This window comes from Aliisedimentitalea scapharcae (genome assembly GCF_045277565.1).
GTDB lineage: Bacteria > Pseudomonadota > Alphaproteobacteria > Rhodobacterales > Rhodobacteraceae > Aliisedimentitalea > Aliisedimentitalea scapharcae.
Window position 1 is genome coordinate 201091 of record NZ_CP123585.1, and the last position, 18437, is coordinate 219527.

Below are 18437 nucleotides of genomic sequence, written 5' to 3' on the forward strand. Positions count from 1 at the left end.
GCCCAGATGGCTGGATCAGCCGGCCACCCCGGTATAGCGCAACTTGCGGGCTTCGGTCGGCTTTTGCCCGTATCGCTCCCGGTACCAGTGCGAGAAATTGGAATTGGAGGTAAAACCGCTGGCCACGCAAACCTCCATGATCGGAAGGTCAGTTTGGTAAAGAAGCTGATGTGCGTGCTCAAGCCGGATATTACGGTAGACGGTCATTGGTGTTTCGCCGAATTTGCAGCGAAAACTACGCTCCAACTGGCGCGGCGAAACAGCCAGCGCCAACGCCAGGCTGCGGCCCGGGATTGGGGTGTCGATATTGTCCTGCATCATCTCCAGGCCACGCAAGAGCAGGGGGCTGCCCTCAGCTTGGCGCAAGTATTTGCTCTGCTCGGACAAGGCACGTGCGCGCGTGTCCAGGGTGAGCCCGACATCAGCGGCGACGGATTGCGCCACAAAGGCACCCAGATCCTCGGCCACCAGCGCCAGGATCATGTGCATCGCGGCAATACCGCCAAAGGCACTGTGGACATGGCCGTCCTGCCAGACCGGGCCGGGGTCTGAACACACGGCAAAGCGGCTTTCTCGTGCGGCAAACTCAAGCCGGGGGTGGACCGTCACCTCTCGTTGGCTCAACCCCGGCAGGTCCTGCAACAGGAACACCGCCCCGCCAACCAGGCCGATACGATGAAAACACGGCAATTTACTACGTAGCGGACTTCTGATTTCCGGGGACGCCTGCCAACGTTCGCTGCTTTGCCCGAACAGGATCAGGGTCTGGTTGCGCCCGCCACTGCTGACACCGCGCAGCTGATCAAGCCCGGCAGAGATCTTAACACGATAGAAATCCTGGCCCGTCAGCTCATTTGCAGCTTCAAGCAATTCCGTGCAGGCGCCAATGGCGGCATTGGAGTTGCTGGATTGTACCAGGATCGAGACCTTGTGCAGACCGATGGAACTTGAGCGGCCAGAGAAGGGGGCGACGGCTTGATCATACATTCGGACACTCCAACAAGCGGGGGGCGGGACTTGATCAATTCTGGCGGCCACACGGGTGCGGAGCAAACCAGTATTTCTGCAAACTTGGCCTAGAAAAAATGAATCATGCGCTTGAGCTAGGCGAACGTGAAACGGCAGGCCCGGAAAACCGGGCTTGCCTATGTCTTCAACCTTTGGCGATGGCGTCGGCCAATGCGTCCCAAAGATACTCGCTCATCGAACGGCGTACCCGAAGCAAGAACCGGTTCTGGTCCAGCTGCGCGAGAATGACTACAGCTTGCAGGAAGTGGCTCTGGGCGCAGCTGCCAGTGCTGAACACGCGCGGGTGCAGATCCAGTGGACAGCCCTTCTCCAGGATCCGACGGGCCCCTTCACCGCTCAGCACCATGGCAACCGAATGGTCGGAGACGTCGGTCACCGCTGTGTGCTTGCCGACAAGCGCTGTTTCCAGCGCGGTCTGAAGGTTGGCGATGGCCGCGTGCGGTGCATGTACCAACCACTCGTCTGGCCCCAGCCACAACACGGTGACAAAACCGATACTGGCAAAGGTGTTGGCCTGTTTCGGAACCTCGACGCCAAGCGCCTTGGAAGCCGCGACACAAGACGCTTCGTCCATGAGGCGAAGGTTCAAAGTGCCGAATTCCTCGGCGTGGTTCAAGCTGCTGGTGCCGGTTACCGGAGGTTTCCGGGTGATCAGCGACCGTGCAACTGGGGTAAATACCATGTCCTTAGGCATGGGCGCGTTCTCCTTTTGCGTCATAGAACACCGGTGCGGTCAGGGTAACTTTCTCAGCATCACCATTGATGTTGCGCACTGTAAGGGTCTGACCGATGCAGGCACGGCCGTCTTCGACCAACGCCAGCGCGATCGACCGGCCCAGGTTTTCTGACCAATAGGTCGAGCAGACCCAGCCCACGGTTTTCACCGGCGGCGCCTGGGTGGCCATCTCCACCAAATGCGAGCCATGCGGGATTACATAGTCGCGCTTGTCGGTCAGCAGGCCCACCAGCTGCTTGCGCCCGCTGCGCACCACTTCGGGCGCGTCAAAGCCGCGCTTGCCGATGAAGTCGCCCTTCTTTTTCGACACGATCCAGCCCATGCCCAGGTCCATCGGGGTCACCGTGCCGTCGGTGTCCTGGCCAACAACGACAAAGCCGCGTTCGGCGCGCAGGATGTGCAGCGCTTCGGTGCCAAAGGGGATGATCTCAAACTCCCGACCTGCTTCAATGATCTGTTCCCAAACATACTGGCCATAGCGCGCGGGGACATTGATCTCGAAACTGGATTCACCGGTGAAGCTGACCCGCAGGATGCGGGCGTCGACGCCTGCCACTTTGCCGTCCTTCATGGTCATGAAGGGGAAGGCGCCAGCCGAGATATCCAAAGAGGTGAGCTTTTCCAATACCTTGCGGGCATTGGGGCCGGCCAGCGAACAGACCGCCCAGTGTTCGGCCACATTGGTCAGATACACGTCCAAATGCGGCCACTCCACCTGCAGCCAGTCTTCCAGCCAGGCCAGAACCGCCGCTGCGTTGCCGGTGGTGGTGGTCATGTGACAGTGGTTTTCACCCAGTTTGGTGGTGACACCATCGTCAAAGATCATGCCGCGTTCGTTCAGCATGAAGCCGTATTTGGCCTGGCCCACCTTCAGCTTGTCCCAGGCGTTGGTATAAACAAGGTTAAGGAACTTGGTGGCATCCGGGCCGCGCACGTCGATCTTGCCCAGGGTCGAGGCGTCATAGATCCCGACCGACTGACGCACCATCTTTACTTCGCGGTTCTCAGCGACTTTGTGGCTTTCGCCAGGGCGGGCATAGACCAAGGGCCGCAGAAAATCGCCCATCGCCTCCATCACTGCGCCGTTCTGGCTGTGCCAGTCCCACATCGGGGTTTTTTGGGTGAAGTGAAACAATTCGCCCGCGTTCTGTCCGGCCATCGCGCCAAAGGTGGTTGGCGTATAGGGCGGGCGAAATGTGGTGGTGCCGACGCCGGGGATAGTGTCCCCGCGCAGATCCGCCATGATCGCCAACGCGTTCACATTCGACATCTTACCCTGATCGGTGGCCATGCCGGTGGTGGTATAGCGCTTCAGATGCTCGACCGAGACATACCCTTCGCGGTGGGCAAGGTGAATATCCGCGGCGGTCACGTCGTTCTGGTGATCGTGGAAGGCTTTCTTGCTTTCGCCGACCGGCTTGCGCGACGTTACATAGTAGATCGGACGCAAGTCAAAGGCTTCCTCAGACGCTGCAATTGGGGTCTTGGCAACCCCGTCAAATCCGGCGTCCCGGGCTGCGGCCATGCCGACCTCGGTGCCCTCAGCCAGACAACCTGCCAGATCAAATGTGCCATTGCCCGAACCCGCCGCGCGGACCTTCTGCTGGCAGAACTCCGGTTTGAAACATGCCACTGCGGGATCCCAGGCGACTTTGCCGCGGGCTTGGCTCCACATATGGACCGACGGGTTCCAGCCAGCGGATACGCCAATCGCGTCGCAAGGGATCAGGATTGAATTGCCAGCGACCGTGCGCCCGTCATTACTAAGCGGCGCAATCTCACAGCCTTTCACGCTATGTTTGCCCCTGGTGGCAACGATACCAAAACCTGCGTCGACCTGAATGCCTTTGGCCTGCGCGGCTTCGAATGCGGGTCCTGATGGCGATGGACGGGTATCAACGATGGTCACCTCGGCACCGGCATCACGGGCATCGATGGCGGCGGCATAGGCAGAGTTGTTGTTGGTGAAGATCACCACCTGTTTGCCCGGCAGCACGCCATATTGGTTCACATATGTGCGCAGAGCGCTGGCCATCATGATGCCAGGGCGGTCGTTTTCCGCAAAAACCGGCGGACGCTCATGCGCGCCGGCAGCCAGCACCACTTGTGCGGCCCGGATTTTCCAGAACCGTTCGCGTACACCGTTCTGACGGGGGCCATTGTGGTTGGTCACCCGCTCTAGCGCGGTGATGTAGTTGTGGTCGTAATAGGCCGAAGCGGTAGTGCGGGTCAGCACGGTGACCTCTTCGATGGCCTCCAGTTCGCTCAGCGTATCAGTAATCCACTGGTCGGCAGGCTTGCCGTCGATATCTTCGCCCGTGGTCAGGAGCGAGCCGCCAGCCGATGCGTTTTCATCCAGAACGATGACCCGCGCGCCGGTGCGGCCAGCATTCAGCGCTGCCGCTAGACCAGCAGGACCCATGCCGACAACCAATACATCGCAATGCACATGGCGGTGTTCATAGACATCCGGATCGTTTTCTTCGGGACATTTGCCCAGACCGGCGGACTTGCGGATCACCGGTTCAAACACTTTCTCCCACCAGCTCGCGGGCCACATGAAGGTCTTATAATAAAAGCCCGAAGGGATGAGCCGGGATGCTGCATTGTTGACCGCGCCCACGTCCCAGCGGACCGAGGGCCAGCAGTTCTGGCTGGCCGCACTCAGCCCATCATAAAGCTCGACCATGGTGGCGCGGGTGTTCGGTTCGGTCCAGGCACCGGTTTCCAACTGCACGAGGCCCGAGGGTTCTTCGGACCCGGCGGTGTATACGCCGCGCGGGCGATGGTATTTGAACGACCGGCCCAATAGTTTGACATTATTGGCCAGCAAAGCGGACGCAAGCGTGTCGCCCTCATAGCCCTGATAGCTTTTGCCATTGAAGGTAAAGCTGACCGGTTTCGCGCGGTTTATCCGCCCTTTGCCGGTTACGCGGTTTACTTGTGCCATTTTACTTGGCCTCGGTTTCAGTGGTTGCTTCGAATTCGGATTTCGACAGGACACCGTCCCAATCGTCGGGCGGCAGGGGCGCGGTTTCGCCCACCTTGTAGGTGGCCCAGAACTGGTCGGTCACCGTGTGGCGTACTGCGTTGAACCAGCGGCGACAGCCCATTGCGTGGTTCCAGCGTTCCTGATGCGCACCTTTGGGGTTCTTGCGGGTGAACAGATAGCGGGCAAACTCAGCATCGCTGATCGCGGCCATGTCTTTGGGCCGCGCAATATGCGCCTCGCCGCCATACGCGAATTCGGTGAGGTTGCGTTTGCCACAAAAGGGGCAATCTACTTGGATCATGCTCTTTTTCCTTAGTGCGCAGCTGCAGCCGCCGCGGCCTCGTCGACCAGGCGGCCCGAGGTGAAGCGGTCAAGCGAGAAGGGTTTGGCGATGGGATGCAATTCGTCCTTGGCGAGACTGGCAGCAAACACGTTGCCCGATCCCGGTGTCGCCTTGAAGCCGCCAGTGCCCCAGCCGGAATTGACATACAGACCGTCAACACCGGTGTGGCTGATGATGGGTGACCGGTCGGGCGAAATATCCACGATCCCGGCCCATTGCCGCATCATCCTGAGCCGCGAGAAAATCGGCATCAGCTCGATCAGCGGACCGATCACATGGTCAACCGCATCCAGCCCGCCGCGCTGCGAATAGGAGTTCTGGGGGTCGGTCCCTGCGCCCACCACCAGCTCGCCCTTGTCGGATTGACTGACGTAGACGTGGATGCCGTTGGACATCAGAACGCAGTCGATGACCGGTTTGATCGGCTCTGAGACCAACGCCTGCAGCGGTACCGATTCCAGCGGCATGTCCACGCCCGCTTTTTGCATCACGACCGAAGTATGGCCTGCTGCCACCACGCCAACGCGGTTCGACCGGATATTGCCGCGGGTGGTTTTCACCCCCATGACTTTTCCACCCTGAATGTCGAAACCGGTGACTTCACAGTTCTGGATGATATCGACACCCAGGCTGTCAGCGGCGCGGGCATAGCCCCAGGCCACCGCATCATGGCGGGCGGTGCCCGCACGTTTTTGCAGCAGCGCGCCCATCACAGGATAGCGGCAGTTGATGTTGATCTCGGGGATCATTTCTTTGACCTGACCGGGGCTCAGAAATTCGTTCTCGATCCCGTTCAGGTGGATCGCATTGCCACGACGTTGGATCTCCTGCATCTCATGCTCGGAATGTGCCAGAAAGCACAGACCGCGCTGCGAGAACATCAGGTTATAGTTCAGCTCCTGGGTCAGCCCTTCCCAGAGCTTCATTGAATGCTCGTAAATGGCCGAGCTGTCGTCCCACAGGTAATTGGAGCGCACCACGGTGGTGTTCCGCCCGGTGTTACCGCCGCCGATCCAGCCCTTTTCCAGGATCGCGACATTGGTGATGCCGTGTTCCTTGGCCAAATAATACGCGGTCGCCAGACCGTGGCCGCCGCCACCGATGATGATCACATCATAGGCCGGTTTGGGGTCGGGATCGCGCCATGCGCGCTGCCAGCCCTTATGATACCCTAGGCTTTTGCCCAGGATATTCAGGAGTGAATATCGTTGCATTTTATGAGTCTCTTGGTTGGTCTTGCTGCCCCGGCCATCCGGGGCGGCAAGGAGGTTTTCTTGAACATGGCCGGGGTATGCGACCCCGGCGGGGGGCCTCAGCCGAAAATCAGCGTCGGCAACCACAGCGCCACATCAGGCACATATGTGGTGATGATCAGCGTCGGCAGCCAGGCAAACGCGATGAAGACCAGAATAGGCTTCAGCATGGTATTCACCGGCGTGCCGGTGACCCGCGCGCCCAGATAGAGCAGTGGCGCAGTCGGCGGCGTGATGTTCGCCATCCCGAGGTTCACACCCAGAACAGCGGCAAAATGCACCGGATCCATGCCCACCGAAGTGACGATCGGCAACAGCAGCGGCGCCGAAAGCAGCAGGCCCGAGATATCATCCATCAACATCCCGATCAGGATCATCACGATGTTCACCATCAAGAGGATGATGATCGGGTTTTCGCTGACCGAATAGACCAGTTCCTTGGCCAGTGTCGGAATGTCCTCGAAGATCAGAAAGCGCGACACAATCAACACCATAAAGATCATCGCCATAACAACACCGATGGTCACACCGGGCTGACGAAGGGTCAGCAGCAACGTGCGCCAGGTCAAACCCTTGTAGATGTAGATGCCGATTGGGATGGCATAGAGCACAGCCACGCCTGCCGCTTCGGTCGGGGTCATGATGCCGCCATAGATGCCACCCAAGATGATGGCGGGCATCAGGAATGCGGGCGTGGCAATCGCTGAACGCTTGCGCCATTCGCGCAGAAAGTGCTTGGGCCGGTCGGTCAGCACAATGTCCTGGTTCTTGCGCAGCATAAAAAAGTTCACGATGCACAAAAGCGTCACCAGGATGATGCCCGGCACCACGGTGGAGAGAAAGCACTTCAGAACCGACTGCTGGGTTACCCACGCATAGAGGATCTGCGCCGCTGACGGTGGGATCAACAGACCCAGAGGGCTTGCGGCCACGATCAGCGCCGCTGACATGCCCTGTGGATACTTGGCCTCGCGCAGGTGCGGCATCATGATACCACCGATGCAGGTCAACGTTGCCGCGCCCGACCCGGAGATGGCCCCGAAGATTGCCGAGGCCACAACAGCCGCCGCAGTCAAACCTCCGCGAATGTGACCCACGAACAGTTCGGCCAAATTGACCAATGGTCCGGCGATCTTGCCCTTTTCCATGACCGCGCCAGCCATGATGAACAGTGGGATGGCCAGCAGCACGACCGAATTCATTTTCCAGTGGCCCGAAGGCAGATAGCCCGCAACGTCATGGCCGCCAAACAGCCACAGGAACACCAGTACGCCGCCAAAAGACAGTGGCACCGAGACGCCAACCAGCAAGAGAGTACAGATGATGAGAATGGAAATACCGATGATCATTTGTTGGGTCCTCTCGCGCTTTGACGCGGGATCAGCTGATTGTCTTCGCGGGTGTCCGGCGCACCGGTTTTCAGCAGAACGTACAGATGCAGGATTGAGTAGACCGCCATCAGGATGAAACCGAAGAAGATGCCGATGCGCGGCACCAGAAACGGGATATGCAGAGCAATGGTGGTCTGCCAGTTCGGGTAATAGCTGATCTCGTCCGCGATCATCAGATAGGCCCAATAGATGATGGCAAAGGTGATCAGCACTTCGATGAACTCGATGATCACATTGCGCAGCCACAGTTTGCGTGGGTCCTTGATGACAAAGCCGAGCAGATCGGCGTTCACGTGGCTTTTGTCGTATGTTCCCATGGCCGAGGCCATGAAGAACATCCAGAAGCAGATCACCATCAGCCATTCTTCATAGGCAAACAGGTCCGCGCTGAACCCGTAGCGGGCGACCACGACAAAGCCAAAGGTCAGGGCCATGATCAGCGAAGCAACGACGATGATGAAGTTTTTTATGGCCAGCGCGACCCGGACGGGCCCTGCGATGGCATTCGGAAGTTTGTCGACAAGCTCAGGCATGTCTCTCCCCTTCTTGGTAGAGATTCCGCACCAGCGGAAAAAAACGGGCGGCAGCCGGTTTGCACCGTGCCACCGCCCGGCCGGGAGGAGGGCTTATTTGTCTGCCAACAAACGGTCGAGGATGTCCTGGCCCACGATCTCGCCAACTTGTGGCCAGACGTTTTCACGCACATGGGCAACCATCGCAGCCTTTTCTTCGGCGGTTGGGTCCAGAATTTCATAACCGGAGTCCAGCAGCTTGGCGCGGAAGGCATCGTCGTTGTCCAGATTCCACTGGGTGAACTCGGCTGAGGCCTTTTCAAAAGCTGAAGAAACCACGGCCTGCTGCTCTTCGTTCATTTTGTCCCATGTGCGGTTCGAAGCGTAGTAGGTCGAACCTTCGATGAACGCACCGTAGGGGATGAAGTATTTGCCGACATCGGACACGGCGAAAGTGGTGTAGGTCAGCTGTGCGGTGCAGCAGATGGCACCGTCAACCACGCCTGACTGGATTGCCGGGAACACTTCTGCCCAGTTCATAGTGGTGGTGTTGAACCCCAGCGATTCAGTGGTCGCCTTGGCAACATTCGAGGACCACACGCGGATATTCATATCCTTGGTTCCGGTGCCCGCCCAATCGGTGGGCTTCTTGTCAGCTACGATGCCGATGAAACCTTCGGCGTTGTTGGCCAGCAGGTGGATGCCGATATTATCCAGACGCTCACGGAAAATCTGGTTATAGGCGCTCTCGCGGTTCATGTAGATGCGTTCGACGTCGGCGTTGTCCGACACCAGGAATGGCAGCGAGTTGATCTCAAACGCCGGATCTTTGTGGGCGTAGACAAAACCATAGACCAGATCAACGTTGCCCCGGATTGCGTCTTCCAGAAGCTCCTCGCCGGAACCAAGCTGGTTGGCGGGAAACAGCGAGATTTTCAGGCCGACATCCGCGGCTTCAATCTCGGCTTTGATCTGTTCCATCATTTTTGAACCTTGATGTTCAACCGGAAAGGTACCGGCGAATTTCAGGCGCAGATCAGCGGCCATTGCAGGCAACGCAGACACGGCTGCGACTGTGCCTGCAAGCAGGGCGCTCATGACGGATTTCTTGAATGTCATCTTAGAAGTTCCTCTGTTTCGTGCCCGGCTGTTTTGCAGCAGCGCGGGCCTCCTCCCATCCGGCGAACCTGCTGATTCACCGTTGGCATAGACTTCCAAAGTGCTCCCACTTTGTATTGAACATCAGGACGCATTCGTTGTATGAATCGGACAAGGGAAAACCTAATTTGGTCTTAGATGTTCAGCAACACCGCCTATCCAAGCGAACCTGACCTGAGGATTGGCCTGGTTCCACTGAATCAATTCACCATGATGCCCCTGACATGCGTTGTTGAATGTTTGCGTCATGCTGCCGATAAAATGGACTTTAGTCGTCAAATTTATTGTCAGTGGAGCCTGTTGTCCAAAGACAAGACCCCAGTCCGGGCCAGTTGTGGCTTTGAAATCCTGCCCACTGAAATTTTTAACCCTCAGGCCAAATTTGATTATCTCTTGGTGTTTGCTGGCTTGATGCCCGCCGCTTTGATGGCACCCCCCGAAACCCGGGACTACCTGCAGCGGATGCATGCGCAAGGCACCCCGCTGGTCGGAATTGATACCGGCGTAATGCTGTTGGCCCAGCTTGGTTTGCTGGATGCGCGGGAGTGCGCCATGCATTTTCATCACAAGACCGACCTGGAGGAAAATTTTCCTGCGGTTCGCCCCGTGCTGGACCAGCCGTTCATCGACCTCGGGGATGTTATCACTTGCCCCGGCGGCGCGCGCGCTCTTGATCTGATCCTGCATCTGATTGGCAAACATTGCGGCAAGGCGCGGGCGCAAAAAGCGATACGGCAGCTGATGATCGACCCCAAACATATCTCCAACACCTCTGCCCATATGCCCTATGCCAATCTCACCGACTGCGGTGACTGGCGGGTCGAGAAGGCGGTCGCGCTGATGGAAGGGCATGTCTCCACGCCGCTACAGGTCTCGGAGCTGGCCGGGCTGATGGGGATCAGCACCCGCAACCTGACCCGGGCCTTTCACGAGCAGGCGGGCGAAAGCCCCGCCGTCGTGTTCCGCAACATACGACTGGCCAGCAGTCACTGGTTACTCTTGAACACCAACCGTTCAATCGCGCAGATTGCCTATGAATGCGGCTTTGCCGACTCCGCCCATTTCAACCGCTGGTTCCACAAAACTTATAGCCTGCCGCCCAACGAATTCCGCCAAAGCCGCAAACGGCTCGGTCAGATCGACAGCTGACTCTCCGCAGAAAAAGAAAAGAGACAGACATGCGCCGCCGCCTGCCCCCGCTTTACTCCCTGCGTGCCTTTGAGGCCGCCGCCCGCCATTCCAGTTTTTCCAAGGCTTCAAATGAGCTCAACCTGACCGCAGCGGCTATCGCCCATCAAGTCAAGAAACTGGAGATGGAACTGGGTGTGGAGTTGTTCCAGCGTCGCCCGCGCGGAGTCGAGCTGAATGAGGCGGGCAAAGAATACCTGCGGATTGTGGAGCGCTTGCTAGATGATTTGACCAGGGAAACCCAACTGTTCAAGGCGCAACACCGCGCCCAGCCAATCCGCATCGCCGCGTTGCATGTTGTAAGCGAACGACTGGTAAGACCGTTGGTACAGGCGTTCTTTTCTGATCATCCAGACGTGCGGGCAGAGCTGATTGCTGACATGGTCGAACCTGACTTTCGCTCTGGCAACCTGGATGTGGTCGTCTGGCATGGCGAGATTCCACCGCCGCAATATCCGTCGATCCGTATCATGTCGGAAACCCTGACGCCGGTTTGCGCACCGCAGCTTTTAGAGGGTTTTCCAGCGGGAATGACGATGGATGATGTGCAAAAGATCCCGGCTCTTTACGATCTCTATTGGGATGACGACTGGACAACATGGCTCGAGGCCGCGGGTGGTCGCGACTTGCAGAATAGCCTTGGATTCAGCCTGTATTCCGCGATGATCCAGACGGTGCGGGAAGGCGGTGGTATCGCCATCGGACACACCGGTTTGCTGGAAAAAGAGCTGAAGAGCGGTCAATTGGTGAAACCCTTCGATTTGGAGATACCCAGCCGAAAAAGCTATTTCGCATTGACGACAAACGAGATTCTTCGGAAGCCGGGCGTCGCGGCATTTTGGGAATGGCTCGCAGAGGCAACACAAGCAATGGACAAGTAACAAGTCATCTGCCCCCCTGCGTCGCAGGTCATGGTTCGGCCCTCCCTAAGGGAAGGCGCGACTCTTTTTGTGCGATTTCAGCCCAAGCCGTTCATCTTCAGCACTGTGCCCAGATAGATGCTGCTGGCCTGAAGCAGCTGGTGCACTTGGATGTACTCGTCGGTGCTGTGTGCCTGTGCCAGATCACCGGGGCCGCAAATCACGCAAGGAAAACCCAAGTTGGGCGCATCAGTCCCGCCTGGAAAAGCAGTGAACTCCGGCTCCCGCCCCAACACCTCACGGGCCGCTTCTGTCAGCGAGGCCACTATGGCAGAGTCCCGAGGCACGTTGAGTGCGGGTGCCAAGAGGGTCGGACCCGAGACTTCGGCTTTCAGGTCCGGTAGTGTTTTCTTCAGCTCCCGCAGACGGCGGCGATAGTCTTCCAGGATGTCCTCCGGCTCTTCGCCCGGTAAAAACCGACGGTCTACCTCCATTTCGCAATACTCCGGGATGCCTGAAACAAACGCGCCGCCACGGATCACATTCATCGAAAACCGGCCTGTACCGCACAGCGGGTGCGGCGCGGGGTTTTGCTGCAGTTCAGCGTTCAAACCTGACAGATGCCCGATCACTTTCCCCATATGCTCAACCGCGTTGACACCATTTTCGGGGCCGGACGAATGCGTGGCCACTCCATAGGTGCGGATCATCGCACCCAGTTGGCCCTTGTGCGACGGGCAGATCGCCAGCTTTGAAGGCTCGCCAATGATGCCAAAGTCGGCGTGGGGGCCACTACGGCCCATCTCTGCCGAACCCGTCAGCAAATGCTCCTCGTCCGAAATACCGGCAATGATCAGATCACCCGGCAGTTCGGTTCCGCTGGCCTGCAGCATCCGGATCACCTCCAGATAGCAGGCAAAGGCCCCCTTCATGTCGCAGGACCCGCGCCCTGTCACTTTGCCGTCCACCAGCCGCGCCTCAAAGGCATCGCCATACCCTTCGACGCCAACGGTATCCATATGCGCGGCCAGCATGATGGTTGGGCCGCCACCGGTTCCTTTCAGCCGCCCCCAGATATTGGGGCGTCCCGGCGCAACTTCGCGCCATCCGGTCTCCAGTCCTAGCACGTGTAAACGGGCCAACAGATCTTCGGCCAACTCCTGCTCGCGGCAACCCGCAGAGGGTGTGTCGTCAAACGGATTTACGCTTTGGATTCGGATCAGCTCAATCAACGTATTCGTCAGCCGCGTTACATCGGGGGTCACATTCATCATCAGATCTTTCGTCACACCGCCGCCCGGGCCTTGCCCACCCGAGCATTCAGGCGGCCACCGTCGGCCAACGCCAGCACCATCATGATCTCGTCAGGGCGTGGGCTGTCCGCCACGCTGACCGTCATTGCGTCAAAGTGATCAAACGACCAGAGGTCATCCTTGTGCCCCAGCGGAACGTCCAACGCAGTGCCCGCAACAGCCAGCTTCGCCGCTGATGGAATTAAAGCTTTGCCGCCGCCAATAGGTGCCCGCATCACCTTGCCCAGCTTGGGGTGCAACAGCGCATGGCCGTGTTCGATGTCGCCGTTGACACCAACAATGGCCGCCTTGCCATAAGACACCGCCACGCCCGGCAGATACGGCAGCGCAGCCTGCATCAGCTGTTCCCCCAGGGTTTCGCCTATATCGAACAGCGGGTTCAGATCGGCTTCAAACCGCCCGGCAAAGGGGTTTGCGATAATTCCGCAAGCGGCGACGCGGGTGACCAGAGCAGGAGAGGCCTGTCCGGCCTCTTCAAACACGGTTTCGCAGTAGACCGCAATCTTGCGCAGTTTCATGGTATTCTCCTTTCGTAAAATACCTGCGGGGGTGGTCAAGAAACAGCCCGCCCCCGCAGGCTTATGGCATCAATATATGCCATAAACCTCTTCGTCGCCCCGCGCCTTCAGGCTGCCTTGCTTGACCGCATCGACCACTTCGCGCAGATCCGCCAGAAAGGTGTCGGCAATCTGGTAATGGTGGCAACTGAGCATCAGCAGGATCGCGTCCGGCTTGCTGCCAATGTTGATCGCCCAGCCTTTGGCCATCAGACCATCAGCCACCGCCAGAATGTTCAGGTCTTCTGCCTTGAAGGCGAAATGCGGCCCCTGTGGCGTGCCTAGGATCTCCAGACCTTCGATGGCTTCAATGCCCTTGCAGAAAGCTTTGCGGCCTTTGATGATATCCGCAGTGACCCGATGGAAGCCGTCGCGACCAAGGAAGTTGAACACAGCCCAAGTCGACGCAATTGGTCCAGAGTTGCGCGAACCAGCGGTATTTTTGGAGTAGTAGTCGCCCGCATTCCAGTTGTTGGCAGCAAAGCCTTGCCATTTCACCAGCGCCTCATCCCGCAACACCAGGATAGAGCAGCCGCGATAGCCATACCCATATTTGTGGAAATCTGCCGACATCGAGGTCACGCCCGGCACCTGGAAATCGAAATCCGGCACGTCTTCCCCCAGTTCCCTGGCAAAGGGCAACATAAAACCACCGATACAGGCATCGACATGCATCCACAGATCATGTTTCTGGGCCAGCCCGGCAATCTCGGCGATCGGGTCGACCACGCCCAGCGGGAACGGGGGGCAGGAGCCCACCAGCATGATGTTATTTTCGTTGATCGCCGCTTCCATCCCGGCCACATCGGCGCGATAGTCCGGGCTCTCTTGCATCTGGATCACGCCGATGCCCAGGAAATGCGACAGTTTGTTGAACACCGCATAGGCCGATTGCGGCACGATGATATTCGGGCTGATGATCCCCTTCTGATCCCGTGCCCGGTCGCGCGCGGTTTTCAGCGCCAAAACAATACTTTCGGAGCCGCCTGTGGTAATCGTGGCAGCGGCGTTTTCTGGCGCATTGAACAGGTCTTTTACCATGGCAATGACATCGGTTTCATATTTGCGGACCGACGGGTGTAATCCGGTCTGATGCACCACGTTGTCACCGATGTGTTTGACAAAAGCTTCCTTTGCAACCTCGGCGACTTCTGGGCCGCCATAGTACGAGGCGGTTAGATTGTTCAGCGAAAACCAGTCCCAATCTCCTGCGCGGGCGGCGTCCATTTCGTCCAGGATTTCAACCCGGCGCTTTCCGGTTTCAGGAAAGCACAAAGTGTTCTGATTTGTAGTCACTGCAGGCCTCATTCAGGCAATTTCGTTGCCTGCAAACGTGCAGTAGGCGCGCTTCTTGCACAAATCGAAAGAACTTTAGCTAGGGCAAGGCAAATTTGGTCAAGACTTGCGTTCATTAGGAACAGGATCTGGGGTGTTGTCACGTTAACCCCCAGTCCTCGAGGAAATCTCGATGCTTGAATTTCGAGCTGCTCGGGTGGCGGCAAGCCAAGCATCGAATACCGCGAGACGGCAGAAGCGGATTGGCAAAGTCGAGCGACGACGTGCCGGGCTACCACGGGCGCAGGCGTAATCATTATTGTCACGCAGGGCCCGCAGGGATTTGCCAAAGGGGAACCGTGCGATGTCTAGGGCAAACACCATGTAGTAATCGCCGAACTAGTAGTCGCGGATGAACTTGTACTCTCCCAACCGCAGATAGGGCGGGCGCACCATACCCTTGGCGCATCCGGTGATGTGGGACTGGCCAAGCACTTACTGACTGAAGGCAAAGGTGACGAGCACCTCATAGATGCCTTGCACGGAACAACACCACTTATTCCCGGCCATATGTGCGCTGCTGAATGTCAATCGCGCTGATTTCGGCATGGCAGGCGGTGAGAAACGTCGCTTCGGCGTCGGAGCGGCGGCGCGCCGGGTTGGTGACCAGATTGATCGATACCATCGGCAGGTTGTCATAGGGCGGCAACTGGCGGATGTGGCCGGCGGCGACATCCTGTTTGGCAACGTGAACGGGCAGGGCACCAATGCCTACGTTGGACATGATCATCCGGCGGATTTCATGGAGGCTGGACGACATGCCACGCCAGCTGTTGGCCAGGCCAAGACGGGCCCGCAATCGGGCGATGGCCTCAAGCGGGCCGCCCTCGGCTTCGGTCTGAAAGGCGACAAAAGGTTCGCCCTCCAAATCCTTTGGCTCGATCCCATCGGCATCGAACAGCGGGTGGCGCGCACCGCAGTAGAGGCCAAAGTATTCGTGATACAGCACCATCGTGTCCAGATTCTGGGGCGGATTCGTCAGCAGGCAAATGCCCAGACTGGCGCGATTCTGCGAGATCATGGTCTCGACGTCATCGCTTTCATGTACTGAAAAGGAATACGTCACATGGGGATGTGCGGTCGAAAACCGATCGAGAAAGTCATCAAAGTGCTCTGAGACAACCGAGCTGGTTGTCACGATGGAAATATGTCCGCGCAGCTCGGCGTTTTCTGTGTTGAGCAGTGATGGCAATTGTGAAATCGAGCCAAAGATCTTGGCGCATTCGGTATACAGCGACTGCCCCGGGCGGGTGATGGAAAATTCATTTGGTTTTCGGATGATAAGCCTTTGACCGGTGGTCTGTTCCAGACGTTTCAGCGCCGCAGAGACAGTAGGCTGTTTCAACCCCAGAAAATCCGCAGCCTTGGAAATGCCGCGCTGTTCAACCACCACCATAAAGGTGCGCAACAGGTTCCAGTCCAGGTTCCAGGGAAAGCGTTGTTGTTCCGGTAAACTCATAGATCACATCTATATTGATAATGGGTAATATTTATTTGCACGATATAAGATCGTCATGCAAGGCTCATGTCGAGCGGGGCTAACCGCATATTCTGCAAGGGCGTTGATCCCCTGCAAAAATCAACAGGAGAGAGACAAGATGACTGTTCGCCGTACCATCCTGAAATCTGCATTCGCCGCAGTCGGCATGGCGGTTCTGGGGCTGAACGCTGCCGTTGCCGAAGAGCTGGATAGCCTGAAGGAAACGGGTGTGATCCGGATCGCAATGTCGGGGGCCTACCCGCCGTTCAACTTTGTGAACGATGAAAACCAGGTTGTCGGGTTCGACCCGGCTGTCGGTGCCGAAATAGCCAAACGAATGGGGATGGAAGCCGAAGTGGTCACCACCGCCTGGGACGGGATCATTGGCGGTCTGCTGGCCAATAAATACGACGCCATCGTCGGGTCGATGACCATCACTGCCGAACGTGATGAGGTCGTTGATTTTGTTGGCCCCTATTACTCCGACAAACGCGCGATCTTTACCAAACCCGGCTCGGGCATCGCCAGCCTGGATGATCTGGCGGGCAAGAAGGTCGGGCTGACTCTGGGTGAAACCCACGAAGACTGGGCCCGCGAAAAGGGCTATGACGTCAACACCTACAAGGGCCTGCCCGAGCTGCTGCTGGAGCTGGAAAACGGTCGGGTCGACGCCATCGTGAACGATTCGATTGCCGCCATTCTGGCGATGTCGTCCAAGGGACAGGAATTCGAGATGTTTGCCGACCCCACCACCGAACCCTTTGGCGCAGGTATCGCCATCCGCCAGGGCAACCCGGCGCTGGCCGCCGAGATGCAAAAGGCACTGGATTCCATGATGGAAGACGGCACTTATCTGGCGCTGGCCAAGAAATGGATCGGCGCGGACATCCGCTAAAGCTGACCTCTCCCGCCGCCCTCGGGTGACGGGAGAGCCACCTGTCACGTCACAGAGGGGACGACATGGACGTTGAACTGATGCTGAAGGTCTATCCCTTCTTTCTGGAGGCGGCCTGGATCACCATTCTGTTGTCGGTCCTCACAGCTATTCTGGGTCTGATCTGCGGGGCATTGGGGGTCGCGGCGCGGCTGTCGCGCTTTGCGGTGTTGCGGTTCATCGGCGCTGCCTATGTCAGCGTGTTCCGCGGCACGCCTGCATTGATCCAACTGTTCATTCTCTATTTCGGTGGGCCGCAGATCGGCATTCAGCTGGATGCCTTTGAGGCCGGGGTAATCGGGCTGGGCGTCAATGCCGGGGCCTATATGACCGAAACCATCCGCGGCGCAATCATCGCCATCGACAAAGGCCAGCGCGAGGCCGCCCGCACCCTGGGCCTGAGCCAGTGGCAGGGCATGTACCGGGTGATCCTGCCGCAGGCCGCCCGTCTGATGGTTCGCCCGCTTGGGGTCAACTTGAACATGCTGGTAAAGTCCACCGCGCTGGTGGCCGCCATTTCGGTGATCGAGCTGACCTATACCGCGCAGCGTTATATCGGGTCGACGTACAAGCCTTTTGAAATGTTCCTGCTGGCCGGGATTCTCTACATGATCATCATCTCTGTGGTGGGCCGGGGCGTTGCCTGGGTCGACCGCAAAGTCCAGATCACCTGATCGGGAAAGGAAAGACAGATGGGTCTCGATTTTTCGATTATTCCCAAATACCTGGACGTTGTCCTGCTGGGCTGTGCCTGGACCATCGGCATCACCGTAGCTGCGGCGATCCTCAGCTTTTTCGGGGGTATCGTCTTTGCGGTGGTCTCGCTGTATGCGCCCTGGATCATCCGCCAGCCGTTTCGCCTGATCGAATGGGTGTTCATGGGCACACCGCTGTTGCTGCAGCTGTTCCTGATCTATTTCGGTCTGGTGCAGATCGGCATTGACCTGCCGGCATTCGTGGCCGGGATCATCGGGCTGGGGCTGCATTTTGCGGTCTATAATTCCGAACTGATCCAGACCGCTATCCTGGCGGTGGACAAAGGCCAGATGGAGGCAGCCCGAACCATGGGGCTGAGCCGGGGCCAGGCGTTGCGCAAGGTGGTGATCCCCCAGGCGGTGCGCGATGTGATCCCCCCTATTGGCAACAACATGATCGCCCTGCTCAAGGACAGCGCCCTGGTGTCGGTGATTGGCGTCAGCGAGCTGACCCTGTCGGCCCAGCGGGTCATCGGCAAGACCTATCGCCCGTTCGAATTCTACATGCTGGCGGCCGCCTGCTACTATGTCATCAATCTTTGCATGGAATGGGTGCAGCGCAAGATCGAGCGCCGCATCTCCATATCCCGTTGAGCGAGCG

Annotated in this window: 17 protein-coding genes; 5 read left to right on the forward strand and 12 right to left on the reverse strand. The window is 58.2% G+C overall.

The annotated features are described in order from the left end of the window. Window positions 1-15: 15 nt before the first annotated feature. From QEZ52_RS21595 to dctP, 8 genes are all read right to left on the reverse strand, one after another. The gene (locus tag QEZ52_RS21595) at window positions 16-987 is read right to left on the reverse strand and encodes a helix-turn-helix domain-containing protein (protein ID WP_343211859.1); all 972 of its coding nucleotides are present in this window, start codon (window positions 985-987) and stop codon (window positions 16-18) included. Window positions 988-1153: 166 nt separating this feature from the next. Further along, window positions 1154-1723: a sarcosine oxidase subunit gamma gene (locus tag QEZ52_RS21600; RefSeq protein ID WP_406651222.1), complete on the reverse strand. Its 570-nt coding sequence runs from the start codon at window positions 1721-1723 to the stop codon at window positions 1154-1156. After that, on the reverse strand, window positions 1716-4715 hold the full coding sequence (locus QEZ52_RS21605; protein WP_343211861.1) for a sarcosine oxidase subunit alpha family protein: 3000 nt from the start codon (window positions 4713-4715) through the stop codon (window positions 1716-1718). Before QEZ52_RS21605 ends, QEZ52_RS21600 begins: the two co-directional genes overlap by 8 nt. A 1-nt stretch (window position 4716) precedes the next feature. Further along, window positions 4717-5058 (reverse strand): sarcosine oxidase subunit delta, encoded by a 342-nt coding sequence (locus QEZ52_RS21610; protein WP_343211862.1) that lies wholly within the window; start codon window positions 5056-5058, stop codon window positions 4717-4719. Between the two features lie 11 nt (window positions 5059-5069). Beyond that, entirely contained in the window at window positions 5070-6314 is a 1245-nt protein-coding gene (locus QEZ52_RS21615) for a sarcosine oxidase subunit beta family protein (protein WP_343211863.1), read from the reverse strand. A gap of 98 nt (window positions 6315-6412) precedes the next feature. Continuing rightward, on the reverse strand, window positions 6413-7702 hold the full coding sequence (locus tag QEZ52_RS21620; RefSeq protein ID WP_343211864.1) for a TRAP transporter large permease: 1290 nt from the start codon (window positions 7700-7702) through the stop codon (window positions 6413-6415). Next, complete coding sequence (locus tag QEZ52_RS21625) at window positions 7699-8277, reverse strand: TRAP transporter small permease subunit (RefSeq protein ID WP_343211865.1); 579 nt, start codon at window positions 8275-8277, stop codon at window positions 7699-7701. The genes QEZ52_RS21620 and QEZ52_RS21625 overlap by 4 nt, the downstream gene beginning before the upstream one ends. 93 nt (window positions 8278-8370) lie before the next feature. Continuing rightward, window positions 8371-9375: a TRAP transporter substrate-binding protein DctP gene (gene dctP / locus QEZ52_RS21630; protein WP_343211866.1), complete on the reverse strand. Its 1005-nt coding sequence runs from the start codon at window positions 9373-9375 to the stop codon at window positions 8371-8373. A gap of 339 nt (window positions 9376-9714) precedes the next feature. Here dctP and QEZ52_RS21635 point away from each other — a divergent pair, with 339 nt between their 5' ends. Next, a complete protein-coding gene (locus tag QEZ52_RS21635; protein ID WP_406651227.1) occupies window positions 9715-10563 on the forward strand; it encodes a GlxA family transcriptional regulator in 849 nt (282 codons plus the stop codon). Window positions 10564-10592: 29 nt separating this feature from the next. After that, window positions 10593-11483, forward strand: a complete 891-nt coding sequence (locus QEZ52_RS21640; RefSeq protein ID WP_343211868.1) for a LysR substrate-binding domain-containing protein — start codon at window positions 10593-10595, stop codon at window positions 11481-11483. A 77-nt stretch (window positions 11484-11560) separates the two neighbouring features. Here the strand turns inward: QEZ52_RS21640 and QEZ52_RS21645 are convergent, their stop codons facing one another. From QEZ52_RS21645 to QEZ52_RS21660, 4 genes are all read right to left on the reverse strand, one after another. Further along, on the reverse strand, window positions 11561-12751 hold the full coding sequence (locus QEZ52_RS21645; RefSeq protein WP_406651229.1) for a M20 family metallopeptidase: 1191 nt from the start codon (window positions 12749-12751) through the stop codon (window positions 11561-11563). Continuing rightward, a complete protein-coding gene (locus QEZ52_RS21650; protein WP_343211870.1) occupies window positions 12748-13293 on the reverse strand; it encodes an amino acid synthesis family protein in 546 nt (181 codons plus the stop codon). The genes QEZ52_RS21645 and QEZ52_RS21650 overlap by 4 nt, the downstream gene beginning before the upstream one ends. A 69-nt stretch (window positions 13294-13362) precedes the next feature. Continuing rightward, entirely contained in the window at window positions 13363-14628 is a 1266-nt protein-coding gene (locus QEZ52_RS21655) for an aminotransferase class V-fold PLP-dependent enzyme (protein ID WP_343211871.1), read from the reverse strand. Window positions 14629-15163: 535 nt separating this feature from the next. Beyond that, window positions 15164-16126 carry a LysR family transcriptional regulator gene (locus QEZ52_RS21660; protein ID WP_343211872.1) on the reverse strand — a complete coding sequence of 321 codons (963 nt, stop codon included), beginning with the start codon at window positions 16124-16126 and terminating at the stop codon, window positions 15164-15166. Window positions 16127-16265: 139 nt separating this feature from the next. On the opposite strand from QEZ52_RS21660, the gene QEZ52_RS21665 reads away from it, so the two are divergent. From QEZ52_RS21665 to QEZ52_RS21675, 3 genes are all read left to right on the forward strand, one after another. After that, on the forward strand, window positions 16266-17042 hold the full coding sequence (locus QEZ52_RS21665; protein ID WP_343211873.1) for a transporter substrate-binding domain-containing protein: 777 nt from the start codon (window positions 16266-16268) through the stop codon (window positions 17040-17042). Window positions 17043-17107: 65 nt separating this feature from the next. Beyond that, window positions 17108-17755: an amino acid ABC transporter permease gene (locus QEZ52_RS21670; protein WP_343211874.1), complete on the forward strand. Its 648-nt coding sequence runs from the start codon at window positions 17108-17110 to the stop codon at window positions 17753-17755. 18 nt (window positions 17756-17773) lie between these two features. Continuing rightward, the gene (locus tag QEZ52_RS21675) at window positions 17774-18430 is read left to right on the forward strand and encodes an amino acid ABC transporter permease (RefSeq protein WP_343211875.1); all 657 of its coding nucleotides are present in this window, start codon (window positions 17774-17776) and stop codon (window positions 18428-18430) included. Window positions 18431-18437: the final 7 nt, after the last annotated feature.

Coding starts and splice junctions, on each gene's coding strand:
- QEZ52_RS21650 (WP_343211870.1), bottom strand. CDS start 13,293: ATGAAACTGCGCAAGATTGCGGTCTACTGCGAAACCGTGTTTGAAGAG.
- QEZ52_RS21625 (WP_343211865.1), bottom strand. CDS start 8,277: ATGCCTGAGCTTGTCGACAAACTTCCGAATGCCATCGCAGGGCCCGTC.
- QEZ52_RS21620 (WP_343211864.1), bottom strand. CDS start 7,702: ATGATCATCGGTATTTCCATTCTCATCATCTGTACTCTCTTGCTGGTT.
- QEZ52_RS21600 (WP_406651222.1), bottom strand. CDS start 1,723: ATGCCTAAGGACATGGTATTTACCCCAGTTGCACGGTCGCTGATCACC.
- QEZ52_RS21640 (WP_343211868.1), top strand. CDS start 10,593: ATGCGCCGCCGCCTGCCCCCGCTTTACTCCCTGCGTGCCTTTGAGGCC.
- dctP (WP_343211866.1), bottom strand. CDS start 9,375: ATGACATTCAAGAAATCCGTCATGAGCGCCCTGCTTGCAGGCACAGTC.
- QEZ52_RS21675 (WP_343211875.1), top strand. CDS start 17,774: ATGGGTCTCGATTTTTCGATTATTCCCAAATACCTGGACGTTGTCCTG.
- QEZ52_RS21670 (WP_343211874.1), top strand. CDS start 17,108: ATGGACGTTGAACTGATGCTGAAGGTCTATCCCTTCTTTCTGGAGGCG.
- QEZ52_RS21595 (WP_343211859.1), bottom strand. CDS start 987: ATGTATGATCAAGCCGTCGCCCCCTTCTCTGGCCGCTCAAGTTCCATC.
- QEZ52_RS21665 (WP_343211873.1), top strand. CDS start 16,266: ATGACTGTTCGCCGTACCATCCTGAAATCTGCATTCGCCGCAGTCGGC.
- QEZ52_RS21605 (WP_343211861.1), bottom strand. CDS start 4,715: ATGGCACAAGTAAACCGCGTAACCGGCAAAGGGCGGATAAACCGCGCG.
- QEZ52_RS21660 (WP_343211872.1), bottom strand. CDS start 16,126: ATGAGTTTACCGGAACAACAACGCTTTCCCTGGAACCTGGACTGGAAC.
- QEZ52_RS21615 (WP_343211863.1), bottom strand. CDS start 6,314: ATGCAACGATATTCACTCCTGAATATCCTGGGCAAAAGCCTAGGGTAT.
- QEZ52_RS21610 (WP_343211862.1), bottom strand. CDS start 5,058: ATGATCCAAGTAGATTGCCCCTTTTGTGGCAAACGCAACCTCACCGAA.